The organism is Streptomonospora sp. PA3, assembly GCF_009728995.1.
Taxonomy (GTDB): Bacteria; Actinomycetota; Actinomycetes; order Streptosporangiales; family Streptosporangiaceae; genus Streptomonospora.
Window position 1 is genome coordinate 219,814 of the sequence record NZ_VTZW01000008.1, and the last position, 20,426, is coordinate 240,239.

The 20,426-nt window shown below is 74.4% G+C and carries 18 protein-coding genes and 1 riboswitch; of the genes, 8 read left to right on the plus strand and 10 right to left on the minus strand.

Features of this window, described 5'->3' with window-relative positions; genetic code table 11:
• Positions 1–13: 13 nt before the first annotated feature.
• The 3 genes from FZ103_RS06865 to FZ103_RS06875 all read right to left on the minus strand — a co-directional run bounded on the left by FZ103_RS06865 (position 14) and on the right by FZ103_RS06875 (position 2,877).
• On the minus strand, positions 14–1,639 hold the full coding sequence (locus tag FZ103_RS06865; RefSeq protein WP_155999707.1) for a long-chain fatty acid--CoA ligase: 1,626 nt from the start codon (positions 1,637–1,639) through the stop codon (positions 14–16).
• Between the two features lie 148 nt (positions 1,640–1,787).
• Positions 1,788–2,438 carry a thiamine phosphate synthase gene (gene thiE, locus FZ103_RS06870; RefSeq protein ID WP_186355927.1) on the minus strand — a complete coding sequence of 217 codons (651 nt, stop codon included), beginning with the start codon at positions 2,436–2,438 and terminating at the stop codon, positions 1,788–1,790.
• Between the two features lie 79 nt (positions 2,439–2,517).
• Positions 2,518–2,877, minus strand: coding sequence for a helix-turn-helix domain-containing protein (locus tag FZ103_RS06875; RefSeq protein ID WP_186355928.1), 360 nt, complete (start codon positions 2,875–2,877; stop codon positions 2,518–2,520).
• A gap of 113 nt (positions 2,878–2,990) precedes the next feature.
• A riboswitch (TPP riboswitch) is annotated at positions 2,991–3,103 on the plus strand.
• Here FZ103_RS06875 and thiO point away from each other — a divergent pair.
• From thiO to FZ103_RS06900, 5 genes are all read left to right on the plus strand, one after another.
• Positions 3,101–4,318, plus strand: coding sequence for a glycine oxidase ThiO (gene thiO / locus FZ103_RS06880; RefSeq protein WP_186355929.1), 1,218 nt, complete (start codon positions 3,101–3,103; stop codon positions 4,316–4,318). Its footprint overlaps the riboswitch before it by 3 nt.
• The gene (gene thiS, locus FZ103_RS06885; RefSeq protein ID WP_186355930.1) at positions 4,309–4,509 is read left to right on the plus strand and encodes a sulfur carrier protein ThiS; all 201 of its coding nucleotides are present in this window, start codon (positions 4,309–4,311) and stop codon (positions 4,507–4,509) included. Before thiO ends, thiS begins: the two co-directional genes overlap by 10 nt.
• 1 nt (position 4,510) lies before the next feature.
• Complete coding sequence (locus FZ103_RS06890) at positions 4,511–5,341, plus strand: thiazole synthase (RefSeq protein WP_155999708.1); 831 nt, start codon at positions 4,511–4,513, stop codon at positions 5,339–5,341.
• 353 nt (positions 5,342–5,694) lie between these two features.
• A complete protein-coding gene (gene pknB / locus FZ103_RS06895) occupies positions 5,695–7,650 on the plus strand; it encodes a Stk1 family PASTA domain-containing Ser/Thr kinase (RefSeq protein ID WP_186355931.1) in 1,956 nt (651 codons plus the stop codon).
• A gap of 37 nt (positions 7,651–7,687) precedes the next feature.
• Complete coding sequence (locus FZ103_RS06900) at positions 7,688–8,392, plus strand: response regulator transcription factor (protein WP_155999709.1); 705 nt, start codon at positions 7,688–7,690, stop codon at positions 8,390–8,392.
• Between the two features lie 80 nt (positions 8,393–8,472).
• Here the strand turns inward: FZ103_RS06900 and glpK are convergent, their stop codons facing one another.
• Positions 8,473–9,951, minus strand: a complete 1,479-nt coding sequence (gene glpK, locus FZ103_RS06905) for a glycerol kinase GlpK (protein WP_155999710.1) — start codon at positions 9,949–9,951, stop codon at positions 8,473–8,475.
• Between the two features lie 279 nt (positions 9,952–10,230).
• Here glpK and FZ103_RS06910 point away from each other — a divergent pair, with 279 nt between their 5' ends.
• Entirely contained in the window at positions 10,231–11,256 is a 1,026-nt protein-coding gene (locus tag FZ103_RS06910) for a 6-phosphofructokinase (RefSeq protein ID WP_155999712.1), read from the plus strand.
• 196 nt (positions 11,257–11,452) lie between these two features.
• Positions 11,453–12,727: a tRNA uracil 4-sulfurtransferase ThiI gene (gene thiI / locus FZ103_RS06915; RefSeq protein ID WP_186355932.1), complete on the plus strand. Its 1,275-nt coding sequence runs from the start codon at positions 11,453–11,455 to the stop codon at positions 12,725–12,727.
• 99 nt (positions 12,728–12,826) lie between these two features.
• On the opposite strand, the gene aroF is transcribed toward thiI, so the two are convergent.
• Positions 12,827–13,867 (minus strand): 3-deoxy-7-phosphoheptulonate synthase, encoded by a 1,041-nt coding sequence (gene aroF / locus FZ103_RS06920; RefSeq protein ID WP_155999714.1) that lies wholly within the window; start codon positions 13,865–13,867, stop codon positions 12,827–12,829.
• A gap of 335 nt (positions 13,868–14,202) precedes the next feature.
• Between aroF and FZ103_RS06925 the strand changes: the two genes are divergently transcribed.
• Positions 14,203–14,805 carry a molybdopterin-dependent oxidoreductase gene (locus FZ103_RS06925; RefSeq protein ID WP_155999716.1) on the plus strand — a complete coding sequence of 201 codons (603 nt, stop codon included), beginning with the start codon at positions 14,203–14,205 and terminating at the stop codon, positions 14,803–14,805.
• Positions 14,806–14,826: 21 nt separating this feature from the next.
• On the opposite strand, the gene FZ103_RS06930 is transcribed toward FZ103_RS06925, so the two are convergent.
• From FZ103_RS06930 to FZ103_RS06950, 5 genes are all read right to left on the minus strand, one after another.
• On the minus strand, positions 14,827–16,395 hold the full coding sequence (locus FZ103_RS06930; RefSeq protein WP_155999717.1) for an FAD-dependent monooxygenase: 1,569 nt from the start codon (positions 16,393–16,395) through the stop codon (positions 14,827–14,829).
• Positions 16,396–16,534: 139 nt separating this feature from the next.
• A complete protein-coding gene (locus FZ103_RS06935) occupies positions 16,535–17,164 on the minus strand; it encodes a TetR family transcriptional regulator (RefSeq protein WP_155999719.1) in 630 nt (209 codons plus the stop codon).
• Between the two features lie 149 nt (positions 17,165–17,313).
• A complete protein-coding gene (macS, locus tag FZ103_RS06940; RefSeq protein WP_186355933.1) occupies positions 17,314–18,576 on the minus strand; it encodes a MacS family sensor histidine kinase in 1,263 nt (420 codons plus the stop codon).
• A 124-nt stretch (positions 18,577–18,700) separates the two neighbouring features.
• Positions 18,701–19,546 carry a hypothetical protein gene (locus tag FZ103_RS06945; RefSeq protein WP_155999720.1) on the minus strand — a complete coding sequence of 282 codons (846 nt, stop codon included), beginning with the start codon at positions 19,544–19,546 and terminating at the stop codon, positions 18,701–18,703.
• Positions 19,543–20,310 (minus strand): carboxylesterase, encoded by a 768-nt coding sequence (locus FZ103_RS06950; protein WP_155999722.1) that lies wholly within the window; start codon positions 20,308–20,310, stop codon positions 19,543–19,545. Before FZ103_RS06950 ends, FZ103_RS06945 begins: the two co-directional genes overlap by 4 nt.
• Positions 20,311–20,426 lie beyond the last annotated feature (116 nt).

The following is a 20,426-nucleotide window of genomic DNA, read 5'->3' on the forward strand; positions in this document are numbered from 1 at the left end:
GCCCCCGCGCGGGTCAGCCGCGGACCTCGACGACCTTGAGGTCACCCGCGGACTGCTTGCTGCGCAGGGTCTTCTTGTCGAACTTGCCGACGCTGGTCTTGGGCACCTCGTCGACGAAGGCCCAGAACTCGGGCAGCTGCCAGCGCGCCAGCCGGTCGGCCAGGAACGCGCGCAGCTCCGCGGCCTCGGCGGTGGCGCCCTCCTTGAGGACGACGGCGACCATGGGCCGCTCGTCCCACTTGGGATCGGGCACGGCCACGACGGCGGCCTCGGCGACCGCCGGGTGGGCCATGACGGCGTTCTCCAGCTCGACCGAGGAGATCCACTCGCCGCCGGACTTGATGACGTCCTTGGCGCGGTCGGTCAGGCGCAGGAAGCCGTCGGGGGTGAGGGTGCCGACGTCGCCGGTGCGCAGCCAGCCGTCGTGGAACTTCTCCGGGTCCTCGTCGCCGTAGTAGGAGCCGGTCACCCAGGGGCCGCGCACCTCCAGCTCGCCCACGCTGGTTCCGTCGTGGGGCACCGGCTCGCCGCCGGGGCCGATGAGCCGCCCCTGCACGGGCGCCAGCAGCCGGCCCTGGCTCAGGCGGTAGGCCCAGCGCTCGTCGCCGGAGGATCCGGCCGGCGGGCGGGCGACGCTGCCCACCGGGGAGGTCTCGGTCATGCCCCAGGCGTGCAGCAGCGGGATGCCGTAGCGCTCCTCGAAGCGCTGCATCAGCGCGGGCGGGCAGGCCGAGCCGCCGACCACGACGCTGTGCAGCGAGGAGAGGTCGCGAGGCGACGACTCCAGCTCCTCCAGCAGGCCCTGCCAGATGGTGGGCACGGCGGCGGCGACGGTGGGGCGTTCGGCCTCGATCATGTCGGCGATGGGTCCCGGCTGCAGGAAGCGGTCGGGCAGCAGCAGCGAGGCGCCGACGAGCAGCGCGGAGTAGGGCAGTCCCCAGCTCATCGCGTGGAACATCGGCACGACGGCCAGCGCGGTGTCGCTCTGGGCGAGGGCCTCGCCGTCGGTCATGCACCCCTGCATCGAGTGCAGGTAGATGGACCGGTGGCTGTAGGCGACGCCCTTGGGCGCGCCGGTGGTGCCGGAGGTGTAGCACATGGCGGCGGCGTCGCGCTCGTCGGTCTCGGGCCAGTCGAAGGTCTCGGGCCGGCCGGCGATGAGGTCCTCGTAGGCGTGCACGGCGACCCCCTCGGCCGCCAGGTCGCCGGGGTCTCCCCCGGCGACGATCACGTGGCGCACGGTGCGCAGCCGCGGCAGGATCGGCGCGAACAGCGGCAGCAGGGAGGCGTCGACGATGACGGCGTGGTCCTCGGCGTGGTCGGCGATGTAGGCGACCTGGTCGGCGTGCAGCCGGATGTTGAGGGTGTGCAGCACGGCGCCCATGGCCGGCACGGCGAGGTAGGCCTCCAGGTGCTCCTGGTTGTTCCACTGGAAGGTGGCCACGCGCTGGTCGCCGGTGACCCCGAGGTCGCGCAGGGCGTGGGCGAGCCGGGCGGCGCGGGCGCCGACCTCGCCGAGGGTGGCGCGGCGGGGTTCGCCGCCGGTCCAGGTGGTGATGCGGGCCCGGCTGTGCACCGAGACGCCGTAGCGGACGAGGTTGCCGACGGACAGCGGGACGTCCTGCATGGTGCTGCGCATTCGCCCTCACCCTTCGCGCTGATCGGACGTGGCGTGTTCCACTGACGCTAGAGGGCTGAGGATGCCGCGGGAAAGAGGGCGGGGGGCATCGTTACCCGACACTGTCAGGCGGGTGGCGGCCCCGACCGGCGCGGTCGGCGCAGCCGGCTCAGTCCGCGGCGGCGAGGCGGCGCTGGAACTCCGCAGCGGCGGCACGCGGGTCGTCGGCCCGGGTGATGGCGCGCACGACCACGACGCGCCGGGCGCCGGCGGCGAGCACCCGGTCGAGGTTGGCCAGGTCGATGCCGCCGATGGCGAACCAGGGGCGCTCGGGCGCCATCGCGGCCGTGCGCTCCACCAGCTCCAGTCCGGCGGCCGGGCGGCCCGGCTTGGTGGGGGTGGTCCAGGTGGGGCCCACGCAGAAGTAGTCGACGCCCTCCTCCTCGGCGGAGGCCGCGGCCATCGCGGCGTCGCTGTTGGAGCGGCCGATCAGCGGCCCGGGGCCGACCACGGAGCGGGCGTGGCGCACCGGGAGGTCGTTCTGGCCCAGGTGCAGCACGTCGGCGCCGGCCGCCAGCGCGATGTCGGCGCGGTCGTTGACCGACATCAGGGCGCCGTGCCGCTCGCAGGCGGCCCGCACGGTCTCCAGGGCGGCGAGCTCCTGGCGCGCCTCCAGGGACTTGTCGCGCAGCTGCACGATGTCGACGCCGCCGGCCAGCGCGGCGTCGAGGAACTCGGCCAGGTCGCCCTGCTCGGCGCGGGCGTCGGTGCACAGGTACAGGCGCGCCCGGTCCAGGCGCTCTCGCAAGCTCGCGTTCACGGGGCCAGGGTAGCCGCCGGGGTCCGGGCGCCTGCGAGCGCACCGGGCATCGGACGCGCCCGCCGCCCGGGCCGGCCGCTCAGAAGGCCATGGCCTGGGCGCGGCGGCGGACCTCCGTGCCGCGGTTCTCCGAGAGCGCCTGGATGGGTGCCCCCGGAAGCGTGTCGTCGGGGGTGAACATCCACTGCAGCGCCTCGTCGGTGCTGAACCCGGAGTCGGCCAGGACGGTGAGCGTGCCGGGCAGGCCCTTGACGATGTCGCCGCCGGAGATGAAGGCGGCCGGGATGCACAGTTCGCCGTCGCGCCGCACGCCCAGCAGCTTGTGGTCGGCGATGAACTGCTTGATCCGGTTCGGGCTGACGTTGAGCGCCTTGGCCGCGTCCTTCAGCGTCATCCATTCGCCGACGAGGGCGTCGGTGTCGCGGTCGTTCTCGTTCACGCTGCCAATGTGCCACACGCGCCCCCGCGCCAAACGCCCGCGCGGCGCCGTATCGCTCTAGGCGTACTGCCCGAGCGCTCGCGGGATCGGGGTCATAGAATGGTAGGTGGACGAGAACACCCCGCGGGAGCCGGGTCGGAACCCGGCTGAGAGGGAGGCTGGCAGTCTCCGACCGCATGAACCTGATCCGGGTCATACCGGCGAAGGAAGTGGCAGCAGACCCGTGCGCGCAAACCCCTCTTCGCAATCGCCGACCGACGTGGTCGTGGTCGGCGCCGGGCTCATCGGCCTGGTCACCGCCTGGCGGGCCGCCTGCGCCGGGCTGAGCGTCACCGTGGTGGCCGAGCACCTCGACGGCGCCGCCTCCACCGTGGCCGCGGGCATGCTCACCCCCGCGACCGAGGCGTCCTTCGGCGAGGAGGCGCTGATGCGCTTCGGCATCCTCTCCCGCGACCGCTATCCCGCCTTCGTGGCCGAACTGGAGGAGGAGAGCGGGGTCTCGGCGGGCTACCGCGCCGAGGGCACCCTCCAGGTCGCCTTCGACTCCGACGACATGGCGCGGCTGGGCCACCTCAGCGAACTGCGGGCGCGGCTGGGGCTGACCACCGAGCGGCTCACCGGCCGCGAGTGCCGCAGGCTGGAACCGATGCTCGCGCCGTCGGTGCGCGGCGGCTACCTGGCCGCCGAGGACCATTCGGTGGACCCGCGCGCGCTGCTGGGGGCGCTGCGGGCCGCCGCCGAGCGCCGCGGGGCCGTGGGCGTGCGCGACCGGGTCCGCCGGCTCGTCGTCGAGGACGGCCGCGCCCGCGGCGTGGTGCTCGACTCCGGCGGCGAGATCAGCGCCGGGCAGGTGGTGCTGGCCGCGGGGGTGGCCACCCCGGCCGTCGAGGGGGTTCCCGAGGGCGTGGTTCCGCCGCTGCGCCCGGTCAAGGGCCAGCTGCTGCGCCTGCGCATGGCCGAAGGCGAGCCGCCCATCGTCGCCCGCACCGTGCGGGGCCTGGTCAAGGGCTCCCCCGTCTACCTCGTGCCGCGCGGCACCGGCGAGATCGTGCTCGGCGCGACCCAGGAGGAGCAGGGATTCGACACCAGGCTGACGGCCGGCGGGCTGTGGGAGGTGCTGCGCGACGCCCACGAGCTGGTGCCCGGCGTCAGCGAACTGGAGGTCGCCGAGACCTGCGTGGGGCTGCGGCCCGGCTCCCCCGACAACGAGCCGCTGCTGGGACCCACCGCGGTTCCCGGCCTGCACCTGGCCGCCGGCCACTTCCGGCACGGGGTGCTGTTCACACCGGCCACCGGCGACGCCATGGCCGAGGCACTGACCACCGGCGCGCTCCCCGACTACGCGCGCCGGTTCGCCGCCACCCGCGTCGCGGACCGGATCCCGGCCGGCGCAGCGGGCGGCGGCCCCATCGAGGGAGGCGAGCAGGACCAGTGGACGTGATCATCAACGGCGAGCGCCGCGCGGTCTCACCCCGGACCACCGTGGAGGAGGTCGTGCGGTCGCTGACGCGGGAGCCCGGCGGCGTGGCCGTCGCGCTCAACGACGAGGTCGTGCCCAAGGCCGGCTGGGCCACCACCGAGGTCGGCGAGAACGACCGCATCGACGTGCTCACCGCGGTCCAAGGAGGCTGACATGACATCCACGCACAGCCCGGCGCTGCCCGACTCCCCCGCCGAACCGGCCGGGGCGCCCCGTCAGGCCGCCGGCGGCGACCCGCTGGTCATCGCCGGGCGCTCGTTCACCTCCCGGCTGATCACCGGCACCGGCGGCGCCCCGTCGCTGCGCATCCTGGAGGACGCGCTGGTCGCCTCGGGCACCGAGCTGACCACCGTCGCGCTGCGCCGCGTCTCCCCCGACGCCGAGGGCTCGGTGTGGGACCTGCTGCGCCGCAACGGAATCCGGCCGCTGCCCAACACCGCGGGCTGCTTCACCGCGGGCGACGCGCTGCGCACCGCCCGCCTGGCCCGCGAGGCGCTGGAGACCGACTGGATCAAGCTGGAGGTCGTCGCCGACGACCGCACCCTGCTGCCCGACCCCGTCGAACTGCTGGACGCCGCCGAGCGCCTCGTCGACGAGGGCTTCACCGTCCTGCCCTACACCAACGACGACCCGGTCCTGGCCCGCCGCCTGGAGCAGGTGGGCTGCGCCGCGGTCATGCCGCTGGGCGCGCCGATCGGCTCGGGCCTGGGCATCCGCAACCCGCACAACATCGAGCTGATCGTGGAGCAGGCGGGCGTCCCGGTGGTCATCGACGCCGGCATCGGCACCGCCAGCGAGGCCGCGCTGGCCATGGAGCTGGGGTGTGACGCGGTGATGCTGGCCACGGCGGTCACCCGCGCGCAGGACCCGGTGCTGATGGCCCGCGCCATGCGCGACGCCGTCGCCGCCGGCCGCGCCGCCCGCCGCGCCGGCCGCATCCCGGTGCGGCGCTACGCCCAGGCGTCCTCCCCGGCGGTGGACTGAGTCCCGTTCCGCGGGGGCCCGTCGCGCCCCGGGCGGGATGCGCCCGGGTGCGCAGGACAGGCTCCAGGCCCCGCACCCGGGCGGCCCCGGCGACCGGCCCGGGCGGCGGGCCCGGCTCCGCGCGGGCGGCGGGCCCGGCTCCGCGCGGGCGGCGGCGATCCCCGGGCGCGCGTATCCGGCGTTTCGTCACCCAGGGTGATCGAACCGTTGCGCGAAGCCTGGTGGACCGGGGTTGGCAACATCACCCCGGAAGCCGACAAACCCCCAGGCCAGCGGGTTACGCGCCGGTAGTCTACGCCCCCGGGCGGCCGTCGGCGCAGTCGCGAAGCGTTGGACGCCTTACACTCCCGTGTGTGGACATGACGACTGCCGACCCTCTGGTGGGCACGACACTCGATCAGCGCTACCACGTCGAGGCACGGGTGGCCAGCGGCGGCATGGCCACGGTCTATGTCGCGCACGACCGGCGGCTGGACCGCCGCCTGGCGTGCAAGGTCATGCACCCCTCGCTGGCCCAGGACCCTTCCTTCGTGCGCCGGTTCATCAACGAGGCGCACTCGGTGGCCAAGCTCTCCCACCCCAACGTCGTACAGGTCTACGACCAGGGCACCGACCAGGGCCACGTCTACCTGGCCATGGAGTACGTGCCCGGCCAGACCCTGCGCGACATGCTCAACGCCCGCGGCCGGCTCGCCCCCGCCGACGCGCTGGAGGTCATCTCGCCGGTGCTGGCCGCTCTGGGCGCCGCCCACCAGGCCGGGCTGGTCCACCGCGACGTCAAGCCCGAGAACGTGCTGCTCACCGAGGACGGGCGCGTCAAGGTCGCCGACTTCGGCCTGGCGCGCGCGGTCGAGTCCGCCCAGCAGGGCACCACCAAGACCGGCACGGTCATGGGTACCGCCGCCTACCTGGCTCCCGAGCAGATCGAGCGCGGCGCCGCCGACGCGCGCACCGACGTCTACGCTGCCGGGATCATGCTGTACGAGCTGCTGACCGGTTCGCAGCCGCACACCGGCGACACCCCCATCTCCATCGCCTACCAGCATGTCAACGAGGACGTGCCGCGGCCCTCGCGCGCCGTCCCCGGCCTGCCGCCGCAGGTCGACACGCTGGTCACCCGCGCCACCGAGCGCGACCCGCGCTACCGTCCCGGCGACGCCGGGCAGTACCTCGCGCTGGTGCTTAACGTGAAGTCGGCGCTGCCCGCCGGCGCCGCGGCGGGCCCCACTGCCGGGCCGCAGGCGATCGGCGCGGCGCCCGCGGGCGGCGACGGCAACGACACCCTGGTCGTCGAGACCGGCGGGCTGCCCGACGCCGCACCGGTGGAGCCCGACTACGGCGACCGCGGCCGGAACCGGCGGCTGGACCTGGACTACCGCAGCCTCCCGGTGATCGTGGTCGCCGGTGTGCTCGCGGTGCTGATGCTGGGGTTCGGCTGGTGGTTCCTGGTGGGCCGCTACGAGCCCGTGCCCGACGTGGTCGGCATGCACCAGCAGGACGCCCGCGCGGTGCTGGGCGACATCCCGGTGCAGGTGGAGGTCGGCGACAAGCGCGTCTACTCCCAGGAGGACCCCGGATCGGTGGCCAAGGTCGAACCCGCCGTCGGCGAGCGCATCCTGCCCGAGGACACGGTGACCGTGTTCCTGTCCAAGGGCCCCCAGACCGTCGAGATGCCCGACCTGGTGGGCCAGAGCGCCCAGGACGCCCGCGCGGCGCTGGAGGACGACGGCTTCGCCGAGATCGTCGAGGAGGAGACCACCTCCCAGGACCACCCCGCGGGAACGGTGATCAGCACCGACCCCGAGCCGGGCGCCGACGCCGACCGCGAGGCCCCGGTCACGCTCACCGTCAGCGAGGGCTTCGAGGTCCCCGACGTCGAGGGGCTGCAGCAGGACCAGGCGCAGAGCACGCTGCAGGAGGCGGGGCTGCAGGTCTCGGTCACCGAGCAGCCCAGCGAGGACGTGCCCGAGGGCGAGGTCATCTCCCAGGACCCCGCTGCGGGCGGCACCGTCAGCTCCGGCGACAGCGTCACGATCACGGTCTCCTCGGGCCCCGAGGAGATCGAGATCCCCGACGTGACCGGGTGGAAGGTCGACGACGCCAAGAAGCACCTGGAGGAGCTGGGCTTCAAGGTAAAGGTCTCCCGCCTGTTCGGGGGCGACCGCGTCACCCGCTACAGCCCGCAGGGCTCGGCGACCGAAGGCACCGAGATCGAGCTGATCGCCAGCCCGTTCGCGCCCCAGGGCGGCGACGACGGCGGTGGCGGCGGCCGTCCGGGCAACGGGAACGGCAACGGCAACGACGACTGATCGGCCGGCGCCGCGCCCGGTCCGCTAGGGTCGCCCCATGGCAGAGCAGCCCCCGGCCGGTGGATCGGCCGCAGCGCCGCCGCAGCGGCCCATCCGCGTGATGGTCGTCGACGACCACCCGATGTGGCGCGACGCCGTGGCGCGCGACCTCGCCGAGGCCGGCCTGGAGGTGGTGGCCACGGCGGGCGACGGCGCCAAGGCGGTGCGCGTGGCCCCGGCGGCCCGGCCCACGGTGGCGGTCCTGGACCTGCAGCTGCCCGACATCGGGGGCGTGGAGGTCACCCGCCGACTGCTGGAGGGCGCCGATCCGCCGCGCGTGCTGGTGCTCTCGGCCAGCGGCGAGCAGACCGACGTCCTGGAGGCGGTCAAGGCCGGGGCGACCGGTTACCTGGTCAAGTCGGCCGGGCGCGAGGAGCTGCTGGAGGCGGTGCGCCGGGTCCACGACGGCGAGGCCGTCTACACCCCCGGGCTGGCCGGGCTGGTGCTGGGCGAGTACCGGCGCATGGCCGCCGAGCCGCGGCCGGGTCGCGACCCGGCCGCGCCGTCGCTGACCCCTCGCGAGACCGAGGTGCTGCGGCTGGTGGCCAAGGGGCTGGGCTACAAGCAGATCGCCGAGCGCCTGACGCTGTCCCACCGCACCGTGCAGAACCACGTGCAGAACACGCTGAGCAAGCTGCACCTGCACAACCGGGTGGAGCTGGCCCGCTACGCCATCGACCGGGGACTCGACGGCGACGAGTGAGGCGGGGGCGCCGGGGCCCGCGCCCCCGCACTCCGCCGCCGCCTCGGCGGCTGCCGAGGCGGCGGCGGGGGCGACCGGGCTCAGCCCAGCTCGGCCCAGCCCTTGGAGCGCTCCACGGCCTCGCGCCAGCGCGTGTGGGCGGCGTCGTCGCGGGCGCCCGGCTCGAAGCGGCGGTCCAGGTTCCAGGTGCGCGCAAGCTCGTCGGTGGAGGACCAGACCCCGGTGGCCAGCCCCGCCAGGAAGGCGGCACCCAGCGCGGTGGTCTCCTGCACCTCGGGCCGGGCCACGCTGACCTGCAGTTGGTCGGCCTGGATCTGGCAGAGCAGGTTGTTGGTCGAGGCACCGCCGTCGACCCGCAGCTCGGGCAGCTCGGTGCCGGAGGCGGCCGCCATGGACTCGGCGACGTCGCGGACCTCGAAGGCGATGGCCTCCAGGGTGGCGCGGGCGATGTGGGCCCGCTGGGTGCCTCGGGTGATGCCGAAGATGGCGCCGCGGGCGTGGGGGTCCCAGTGCGGGGCGCCCAGCCCGGTCAGCGCCGGCACGAACACCACGCCGCCGGAGTCGCGCACGGTCGCGGCCAGCCCCTCGGACTGGGGGGCGCTGTCGATGAGCCCGAGGCCGTCGCGCAGCCACTGCACGGCCGCGCCGGTCACGAAGATCGAGCCCTCCAGCGCGTAGTCCAGGCGGCCGTCGGGGTGCTGCCACAGCACCGTGCTCAGCAGGCCGTGCTCGGGGGCCACGGGGCGGTCGCCGGTGTTGACCAGGACGAAGGAACCGGTGCCGTAGGTGCACTTGGAGGTGCCGGGGGTGTAGCAGTTCTGGCCGAACATCGCGGCCTGCTGGTCGCCGGCGATGCCGGCGATGGGCAGCCGCAGCCCGAGGAACTCCTCGGGGTCGGTGTCGCCGACGACGCCGTAGGAGGGCACGACCTCGGGCAGGGAGGACATCGGCACTCCGAGCAGTTCGCACATCTCCGGCGACCAGGCGCCCTCGTTGATGTCGTAGAGGAGGGTGCGGGAGGCGTTGGAGGCGTCGGTCACATGCCGCACGCCGGCGGTCATGCGGCTGATGATGTAGGAGTCGACGGTGCCGATGACGGTGTCGCCGGCCTCGACGCCGCTCCAGGCCCGCTGGTCGTTGCGGCGCATCCAGGTGAGCTTGGTGCCGGTGAAGTAGGGATCCAGCCGCAGCCCGGTGAGCCGGGTGACGCGGTCCTCGTGCCCGGCATCGCGCAGCTCCGAGCAGATCCCGGCGGTGCGCCGGTCCTGCCAGACGATGGCTCTGCGCGGCGCGCTGCCGCGCTTGCGGTTCCACAGCACCGCGGTCTCGCGCTGGTTGGTGATGCCCACGCAGGTGGGCTGCTGGTCGGTGCCGTCCAGGGCGGTCTGGCACGCGGCCAGGGTCGCCTGCCAGATCTCTTCGGGGACGTGCTCGACCCAGCCGGTCTGGGGGTAATGCTGGGCGAACTCCTGGTAACCGCGGGAGAGTACTCCGCCGTTCTCATCGACGACGAGTGCGGTCACGCCGGTTGTGCCGGCGTCGAGCGCGAGGACGGACATGGGTTGGCCTCCAGCACGTTGGGCGACTATGGTCTAGACCATGCGGACGGTGTGGGACTGAAGGCGCCGCCCCCAGCTTCCGATCCGCCCTGGGGGACTTACCCCCCGGCAAGCGGCTTCCAACGCTCGGCAGGCGCCTTCGGTGACACCGGTCACATTGTCGCCTGCCGGCATGGCGGCGCACGACCGCCGGTCCGCATCCGGTCCGCACCGCCCGGAGGCGCCACCCGCGCCGGTCCGGGCGGTCAGTTTGTCCACAGGAATTCGAGGAGTGCACGCATGCGAGTCGGAGTGCTGACCGGTGGCGGCGACTGCCCAGGGCTGAACGCGGTCATCCGCGCAGTGGTCCGCAAGGGCATCAAGGACTACGGCTACGAGTTCGTCGGGTTCCGGGACGGCTGGCGCGGACCGCTGGAGGGCGAGACGATGCCCCTGGACCGGGCTGCCGTCAGCGGGATCCTGCCGCGCGGCGGAACGATCCTGGGGTCCTCGCGCACCAACCTGATGAAGATCGAGGGCGGCGTCGAGCGGGTCAAGCAGAACATGGCCGAACTGGGCATCGACGCGCTGGTGGCCATCGGCGGCGAGGACACCCTGGGCGTGGCCACGCAGCTGCACGACCGCGGCGTCAACGTCGTGGGCGTGCCCAAGACCATCGACAACGACCTCAACGCCACCGACTACACCTTCGGCTTCGACACGGCCGTCAACATCGCCACCGAGGCGATCGACCGGCTGCACACCACCGCCGAGTCCCACCACCGCGCGCTGGTCGTCGAGGTCATGGGCCGCCACGCGGGCTGGATCGCGCTGCACTCGGGCATGGCCGCCGGCGCCAACGTCATCCTCATCCCCGAGCGCCCCTTCGACATCGACGAGGTCGTCGCCCACGTCGAGAGCCGGTTCCGCACCAACTACGCGCCCATCCTCGTGGTCGCCGAGGGCGCCCATCCCAAGGACGGCCAGATGGAGCTGTCCACCGGCGAGAAGGACGCCTTCGGCCACGTCCGCCTGGGCGGTATCGGCCAGCGGCTCTCCGAGGAGATCGAGTCGCGCACCGGCAAGGAGGCCCGCTCGGTGGTGCTGGGCCACGTGCAGCGCGGCGGCACCCCTTCGGCCTTCGACCGGGTGCTGGCCACGCGGCTGGGCGTCAACGCCATCGAGGCCGTGCACGACCAGGAGTACGGCAAGATGGTGGCGCTGCAGGGCACCGACATCGTGCGGGTGAACCTCTCGGCCGCCACCGACAAGCTCAAGACCGTTCCGGCCGAGCGCTTCGAGGAGGCCGAGGTCTTCTTCGGCTGACCGGCCGGGCGCGCTGCGGCTCCGCCGCGCCGCCTTCCCCGGCCGCCGAGGACGGGCGGCCGGGGAGCCCTCCGGCCTGTCCGCCGGGTCTGCGGAATGCGGCCGTCCCGACCGGTCGTTGCGATGTTCGATACTGGTAACGGCGGGGCGCATCGGTCCCCGCCCCATCCGTCGCGACATCTGGGGAGCCGCTGTCATGGCCGTCATGTCCGAGTCCGGGGCCGTCGAAGGGCGCGAGGCCGAGGCCGCCGTCCAGGAGGGGCCCCCGTCCGGACCGCACGAGCTGTGCGTGCTGATGAAGCTCGGCGAGATCGTGCTCAAGGGCAGCAACCGCAGCCTGTTCGAGCGCCGCCTGCACAACAACATCCGGGCGGCCGCGCGCGGGCTGGGCCCGATCAAGCTGACCCGGCGCGGCGCCGGCGTCGTCATCCTGCGCATGCCCGGCGCCTCCGACCTGGAGGTCGCCGAACTGGCCGAGCGCATGCACAACGTCATGGGCGTGGTGTGGGTGCACCTGGTGCGCCGGGTGCCCAAGGACCTCGACACCGTCACGGCGGCCGCGGTGCAGGCGCTGGCCGACCGCAGGGGCACCTTCGCGGTCCGGGCCCGCCGCCGCGACAAGCGGTTCCCGCTCACCTCCTCCCAGCTCGCCGGGCACGTGGGCGCCGCCGTCCAGCAGGCGCACGGCCTGCCCGTCGACCTCAAGCACCCGGAGAACACGGTCTCCATCGAGGTCGACAAGGACGAGGTCTTCGTCTTCACCGACGGCGTCCCCGGCCAGGGCGGCCTGCCGGTGGGCATGAGCGGGCGCGCGCTGGTGCTGATGTCGGGCGGGATCGACTCCCCCGTGGCCGCGCACCGGATGATGCGCCGCGGGCTCAAGGTCGACTTCCTGCACTTCTCCGGAATGCCGTTCACCGGCCCGGAGTCGATCTACAAGGCCTACAGCCTGGTGCGCCAGCTGGACCGCTTCCAGGTGGGTTCGCGGCTGTTCGTCATCCCCTTCGGCAAGGCCCAGCAGCAGCTCAAGAGCTCCGGCACCGAGCGGCTGCAGATCATCGCCCAGCGGCGGCTGATGCTCAAGACCGCCGAGGCGCTGGCCGACGACCTGGGCGCCGAGGCGCTGATCACCGGCGACGCGCTGGGCCAGGTCTCCAGCCAGACCATGACCAACCTGACCGCGCTGGACGACGCCGTCGACCTGCCGATACTGCGGCCGCTGATCGGCATGGACAAGTCCGAGATCATGGACCAGGCGCGGCGGATCGGCACCCTGTCGATCTCCGAGCTGCCCGACGAGGACTGCTGCACGCTGCTGACCCCGCGCCAGGTCGAGACCGCCGCCAAGATCCCCGATCTGCGCCAGATCGAGAAGCGGCTGGACGCCGAGGAGCTGGCCGAGCACCTGCTGACGGTCAAGCAGCTGCACCGGCCCAGCTTCCTGGGCGAGGCCGCGCCCGCGAAGGTCTAGCCGGCTCTCGCGGGACCGCGGCCGGCCCCGGGCGACCCGCCCGGCCGCGGTCCCCGGGGCCCTACACCTCCGCCGGCCGCCGATCGTGCGGCCGCGGCCTCAGACGCCCGCCGGCTGCGGCGCGGCGGTGAGGGTGCGCCCCACCAGCGGCGGCAGCGTGGCGGCGATGTCGGCCAGCTCGGCGATGTCCTCGCCGACCAGCGCCTGGGGTCCGTCGCACAGCGCGGTCTCGGGGTGGGGGTGCACGTCGACGATGACGCCGTCGGCCCCGGCCGCGATCGCCGCGCGCGACAGCGGCAGCACCAGCTCCCGCTTGCCGCCGGAGTGCGAGGGGTCCACGATCACCGGCAGGTGCGACAGGCTCTGCGCCACCGGCACGGCGCTGATGTCCAGGGTGTTGCGGGTGGCCTTCTCGAAGGTGCGGATGCCCCGCTCGCACAGCACGATGTCGAGGTTGCCCCGCTGGGCGATGTACTCCGCGGCCATCAGCCACTCCTCGATGGTGGCGTTCATGCCGCGCTTGAGCAGCACCGGGCGGCCGGCCTCCCCCGCCGCCTGGAGCAGCGCGAAGTTCTGCATGTTGCGGGTCCCGATCTGCAGCATGTCGGCGTATCCGGCGACCAGCTCGACGTCGGCGGCGTCGACGACCTCGGTGACGATGGGCATACCGGTCTCGGCGCGCACGTCGGAGAGGATCTTCAGACCGGTCTCGCCCAGCCCCTGGAAGGCGTAGGGGGAGGTGCGGGGCTTGTAGGCGCCTCCGCGCAGCAGCGAGGCGCCGGCGGCCCGGGCCATCCGCGCCGCCTCCAGTGTCTGGTCGGGGGTCTCGACCGCGCACGGGCCGGCGATCACGGTCATGTGGTCGCCGCCGATGGGCACGCCTGCGACCCGCACAGTGGAGCGGCCGGGCTGGTTCTCGCTACTGACCAGCTTGTAGGGGACGCTGATGCGCAGCACGTCGCTGACGCCCGGCATGGCGCGCAGGTCCAGGGTCTCGAACTGCCGCACGTCGCCGACCAGACCGATGATCGTGCGGCTCACACCGCGGGTCACATACGCCTCGCCTCCCGCGCCGGCGACGAGGTCGACGAGGTTGTCGATATGTTCGGGTGTGGCTCCGGGCCCCATGACGATGACCATCTGCGTTGTCCCTTCGGCGGTCGCGGTCCGTTCGCGGACGCGGTGGCGGTTGTCGGCCGGATGGACCGGGAGCCTGGGCCGGGCGGCGGATTCGACCGGGCAGCAAAAGAGCCCCGGGCCGATCCCGGCCCGGGGCTCCTCAAGTCGTCCGTGTCAGCGCAGCGCTTGGCGGGCGACCGTCCTAGCCGTGGGCCGGTAGCCATAAAAGCGCCAAAAGCTCTGCTGCATGGGAGCGACTATAGCGCATCGGCGCGGCCGCGCGTACGGGCGAGGGGCCGAGCGTGCCGGAGGCGGGGCACTGGCAGGATGGCGGGGAGGCGCATCGAGGAGAGCGATTGTCGGATCAGCCGCTGCCGCCGGGGCAGCACGTGCCGCGCGACCGGCCCGCCCTGCATTACGGTCCCGTGCCGCGCTTCCGTGCGCACAGATGGGACCTGCGGGTCTACGGGTTCACCGAGTCGCTGGGCGAGTTCCGGTGGAGCTGGCCGGAGTTCGACGCTCTCCCCCGCGTCGACGCCGTCGCCGACTTCCACTGCGTGACCAGGTTCACCCTGCCCGGTGTGCATTGGAGCGGTGTCTCCACCCAGACCCTGGTGGAGCTGGCCCCGCCCGCCCCGGCGGCCACCCACGTGATGGTGTGGGCCGAGTACGGCTACAGCGCCAACATGCGCCTGGACGACTTCCTGGCCCGCGACGTGCTGCTGGCCACCCACCGCGACGGCGAGCGCCTCACCCCCGAGTACGGCCACCCGGTGCGCCTGGTGGTGCCCCATCTGTACGGGTGGAAGAGCGTGAAGTGGGTGCGCGCCGTGGAGTACCTGACCGCCGACCGCCGCGGCTTCTGGGAGGAGCGCGGCTACCACAACCTCGCCGACCCCTGGAAGGAGCAGCGCTACTCCTACCAGGAGGCCCCCGGCGACGGTCCCCCGCTGGCGTAGCCGGCAGCGGCCGGGGCGCGATCAGGCGGCCGGGCCGAACCAGCGCTCCAGTGCGGCACGCAGGCCCTCGCGCTCGGCGCGGCCGGGCCGCGCCTCGGCCGAGGCCCAGGCCACGTAGCAATCGGGGCGTATCAGCAGCGCGGCCGCCGGCGCGGGGGTCTGGGCCGGGGATCCGGCGACCGCGCGCACCCCGCCGTGGCGGCGGGCCTCCGCGGCGAGGGTGCCGCCTTCGGTCGTGTCCAGCAGCAGTGGCCGGGCGTCGCGCGCCAGCTCGTCGAGCCGGACCCGCCGGCCGCCGACCCGCAGGCAGAGGTCGGGGGCCCACCGGCCGATCAGCGGGTGCTCCCCGGTCCCCCGGTGCCCGCCCATGTCATAGCGCAGGTCGGCACCGGCCATGGTGCGGGCGATGTGGCGCGCGTTCCCGGGTTCGGCCAGCAGCTCGGCGAAGAGTTCGCGCAGCGCCGTCACGTCGCCTCCGGGGCCCGTCAGCACCGACTGCGCCCGGGTCTGCATGTTGACCCGTTCGGCGGCGGGCCGCCGCTCGCTCTCGTAGGTGTCCAGCAGACCGGGCACCGCGCGGCCGGAGACCTCGGCGGCGAGCTTCCAGCCCAGGTTGACGGCGTCCTGCAGTCCGAGGTTCAGTCCGGGGCCGCCCAGTGCGGAGTGCACGTGCGCGGCATCGCCCACCAGCAGCACCCGGCCGGCGCGGTAGCGGTCGGCCAGGCGCGTGTTGGTGCCGACCACCCGGCGCAGCATGTGCGGGCCCGGGCCCCGCGGCTCGGTGAACGGCACGTCCGTCCCCAGGACCCGGCGCACGCTCGCCCGCAGCTCGTCCAACGTCATCGGGGCGTCGCGGTCGGCGGCCGCGCCGTCCCACTCGGCGGTGCTGAGCAGCGGAGTCTCGGCGGAGAACGGCGCGAAGGAGATGAGGCCGCGGTCGGTGCGCTGATGGGAGAACGGCGGCACCGGGCCGTAGCCCGGGACGTCGAGCCCGCCGGTGTGCGGGTCGCGCAGGTGGTCGGGAACGCAGACGTGCGCGGTGCGGGACACGCCGTTGTCGGCGGTCACTCCGGGAAAGCCGATGCCGGCGAGCTTGCGCACCAGGCTGCGGCCGCCGTCGGCGCCCACCAGGTAGTGCGCGCAGACCCGGTAGGCGCCTTCGGGCGCCGCGATGTCGACGGCGACCGTGCCGCCGCCGGCGTCCTGGGCCAGACCGGTGAGCTCGTGGCCGCGCCGGACCTCGACGCCGAGTTCGGCGGCGCGCTCGGCGAGCACCTCCTCGATGCGCGTCTGCGGGACCGGGAGGCCGTAGAGGGGGTTGTCCTCGACGGCGTGCAGGTCGAGTGTGAGGGCGCCGAACATGAACGCCGGCGCGGGCGAGGGCGGTTGGGGGCTGCCGCTCAGGCGCTCGTGGAGTCCGCGGCGGTGCAGCATCGGCACCACCTGGCCCACCAGGCCGTTCGCGCGGTGCTTGACCCCGGGCTCGGGCTCGCGTTCCAGCACCACCGGCCGCACTCCGGCCAGGCTGAGTTCGCAGGCCAGCATCAGCCCGTTGGGCCCGGCTCCCGCGATGACGACGTCGTGGGTCATGGAGTTCCTCCTGCGGCAGGGTCGGGCGGCCGCCCGGCGGGCGGCTCGACGAGGCGCGCGAGGGCGCGGCGGAGCGCTCCGGCGGCACCAGGCGGCCGTCGGAGGCGGATCGGTGGGCGGTCGTTCCGCCCGCGGGGTGTCAGGGAGCGGGCAGTCCGGCGCGGACCCGGTCGAGGGCCTCGCGCAGCAAGGGGGCGACGGGTTCGGGGGGATCGGCGTGCAGCCACCGGCGCATGGCCGCCTGGACGGCGGCACCCACCGCGCCGGCGACGAGCTGGGGGTACATGTCCCGCTCGGCGTCGGTGCCGGTGCGCTCGGCGACCGCGGCGGCGAGGTGGTCGTGGGCCACGGCGTTGGCGCGGAACATCTCGCCCTGCAGAGCGGGTTCGGCGACCATGAGGCGGACTCCGGCGAGCCAGTGCGGGTCGGGGGCGGCCTGGCCGGCGGCCTGCGCACCCAAGGCGTACTCCGCCAGCACCGCGTGGCTGATGGCCTCCCACAGGGGCTCCTCGGCCGGGCGCTCGCGCAGGCTGTCGGCGATCACGCGAGCGCGATCGAACTGGCGCGCGGCGATCGCCTCGCCCTTGCTCGCGAAGTAGTTGTTGAAGGTCCGGGCCGAAACCCCCGCCTCGGCCGCGATGTCCTCGACCCGGACGCCGTCCAGGCCGCGTTCGACGGCGAGCCGGATCGCCGCCCAGCTCAGCGCGACCCTGGTCTCCTGCTTCTTGCGCTCGCGCAGTCCGGTGCGCTCGCCGCTTCGGCCGTGCATGACTCCAGGCTACGAAAACCTGCGCGTTCGGAAAAGTTTCTGGGTGCGCAACTTTTTTTCGAAGCGGTTTCGCAGGTCGCCCAGGGTTCGCGGGCGTGCGGCGGGCGACTGCCGGAAAGGAGGCGGCTTATCCCCGGACCGGTGCCGGCTCAGCGCGGGACGCGCATCTCGATCTCGGTGCCCTGGCCCGGGGCCGTGGTGATCACGGTGGTGCCGCCGAGGTCGGCGATGCGGCCGCGGATGGACTGGCCGAGGCCCATCCTGCCCTCGGCGGCGGCCTCGGCGAGGCGGTCGGGACCGATGCCCGGCCCGTCGTCGCGGACCGTCACGGTCACGGTCTCCCCTTCGTCCTCCACCAGCAGCCACACCCGCGTCGAGGGCGGGCAGTGGCGCTCGACGTTGCTCAGCGCCTCGCGCACGGCCGCGTCGATCTCGCGGGCCGCCTGGGGGGCGATGGCGACCTCGGTCGCCGGCGCCGAGACCGTCACGCGCGCGCCCGCATGCGCGTCGAGGAGGGCCGACAGGTCGGCGGCCGGCGTCCCGGCCGCGGCCGGGACGCCCGGTGGGGCCGCGGTCCCGCCGGGCCCCGCGTGCGCGCCGGGCGCCGCCGCGGGGCCGTGCCGGCCGCCGATCAGCGCCCGCAGCCTGGCCTCCTGCTCACCGGCGAGGCGGCCCAGCTCGGCGGCCTCGCCGCCCGCCTCGGCGCCGCGCCGCTGCACCATCGCCAGCACCTGCAGCACGGAGTCGTGGATCGAGCGGCCCAGCCGCTCGCGTTCGCGGGTGCGCGCCTCCAGCTCGACGGCCTCGGCCAGGCGCCGCTCGGCGGCCGAGGCGTAGTTGGCCAGGTAGCCCACGGAGTATCCGGCCAGGAGCAGCAGCACCACCCCGCGCGGAACCGCGGCGGTGACGGTCAGCCCGAGCACGGTCCGCACCGCGATGTCGACCACTCCGTGGGCCAGGGCCGCGCCCAGCGCCAGGCGCCGCCCGCCCATCACCGCGACCGCCAGCACGGCGCCCGCGAACCAGGTGGTGGTCAGCGGCGGAGCCATGCGCAGGTAGTCGGGCTGGACCGCCACCGCGGTGGCGGCCAGGCAGCCGAAGGCGACGGCGAGGTCGGCGGCCAGCAGCCCGCGCGTGCGGCGCCGGGGGCGCGCGTAGAGCAGGGCCGTGGCGGCGGTCCAGGCGGCCATCGCGGCCAGCACCGCCCAGGCAGCCCACGGCCGCGCGAGCAGCTCCAGGTGCTGGGCCATCAGGAACACGGCATAGCCCAGCGACGCGGCGCGGAAGACGGCGATGGCGCGCCACAGCGGCGCGGAGAAGCCCGGCGGTTCGGCGCCGGCGGCCGCCGCAGCGGGCCGGGCGGCGGGGGGTGCGGCGGGCTCCCGCGCCGCGTCGAGGGGTTCGGGGGTCATCAGGGGGTGTCCTACCGGCTGCGGGATCCGGGCGCGAGGCCGCGGGGCGGGTGTCGGAGGGCGGGCGGTGCGGTGGAGGGCGGCCCGGCCGCGCGGCGGCCCTCCGCGCCGGGCCGGTGCGGGCTCAGACCACCGCGCCGTCGTCGGGGCCGTTGTCGCCGGGCGGGCGGTCGCCCATGCGCACCACCAGCACGACGAACCCGGCGATGAACGCGGCCACGGCCAGGAACGCGAGCCAGCCCGGCAGCGATATACCCAGCAGCATCGACCCCAGCAGCACCAGCGGGCCGCCGAACAGGCCGGCCCACGAGAGGCGGCTGGTGAGGTCGCCGCGCGGCAGGGGCGGGGGCGGCGGGGGCACGAAGTGCTCGTGGTCGTCGCCGGGCTCGGCCGGGCGGACCACGCGGGCGCGCGGGGAGCCGCCGGCGTCGCCGCGGTCGTCCCCGCCGGCCTCGTCCGGGTCGGAGTCGGCGGCGTCGGGATCGTCGGAGTCGGCCGCGGCGGCGCGCTCGCCGGCGGCGAGGTTCTCGGCGTCGGGCCACTCCGCCCCGGTCGAGGCCGGGGAGTCGTAGAAGCGCGCGACGAGGTCGGCCCACACGTCGTCGTCATCGGCGGGGCCGCCCGCGCCGGGCTCGCGCTCGGCCAGCGGCTGCCGGCGGGCGCCGTCGGCGGAGTCGGCCGATTCGGCGGGCTCGGCGCCGCCCGAGTCGATGCCGCGGTGCTCCAGGTCGGGCAACTGGTCGCGGAGGATGGCCTCGGCCGCCGCGCGCTCGCGGGCGTCGACGTAGAGGTGGTCGGTGCCCGGCTGCTCGGCGGTGTCGTCCAGCAGCCCCTCGTCGAGCTGCACGGCGTAGGCCGCGATCCCGGAGTCGCGCAGGGCGTCGAGCATCTGGTCGGCCAGGTCGGTGGGAAGCACGATGAGCGGGACGTAGGTCTCGGCGAGCAGGCCGTTGCCCCGGCGATGAGTCATCGCTTCGTCCCTTCCCCGCTCCTGGAGTGCTCGCGCACGAACGCGAGGCTGCCGTCGAAGATGGTGGAGGCGTCGTAGTCCAGAGTGGCCACGTGGTAGCTGTTGTCCAGGGAGTGCACGCGCAAGGGCGCGTTCACCGCCCTACTTGTGAGGATACGCAGACTCCGCGGCCCCACGACATGGTCCTGCGGACTTCGGTAGGCCAGGACCGGGGCGGTGATGGAAGCCATGTCCCGCTTCGTGTCGCGCCACAGCTTCGGGAGTGTCGCCGCGGCGGCCGTGGGGACCTTCGCATAGGATCCCTCGCCCACGCCCGGCTTCCTGATGTCCTCCCCCACGGCCGGCGTGGTGGGCACGAACGGCGCCAGCAGCCGGGCGATCAGCAGCAGCGGGGTCTCCAGGGCCAGCGACGGGTTGACCACCACCACACCGCGGACCTTGCCGGGGTGCAGTTGGGCCAGGCGCAGCGCCAGGCACCCGCCCATGGACAGGCCCATGACGAAGACGGTGCGGCACATGTCGTGCAGCCGCAGCAGCGCGCCCTCCACCGCGGCCAGCCACTGCGTGCTCGTGGTCGCGGCCATCTCCTGCCAGGAGGTGCCGTGGCCGGGCAGCAGCGGGACGTCGACCGCAAGCCCCGCCGCGGCCAGGTGCTCGGCCCAGGGCCGCAGGGCGCGGGGCGTGCCGGTGAACCCGTGGCAGAGCAGCACGCCCACGTCGCCCCCGGGTCGGCGGTAGGGTTCGGCGCCGGGCAGTGGCGGCATGGAGGGCCCTCCTCGACTCCGATGGGGGTGCGGCGGGGCGGCCGCGGACTACTGAACCGACTTTACGAAATTAGTACGCGGCCCGCTGCCCGGATACCCCGTTAAGCGGACCGCCG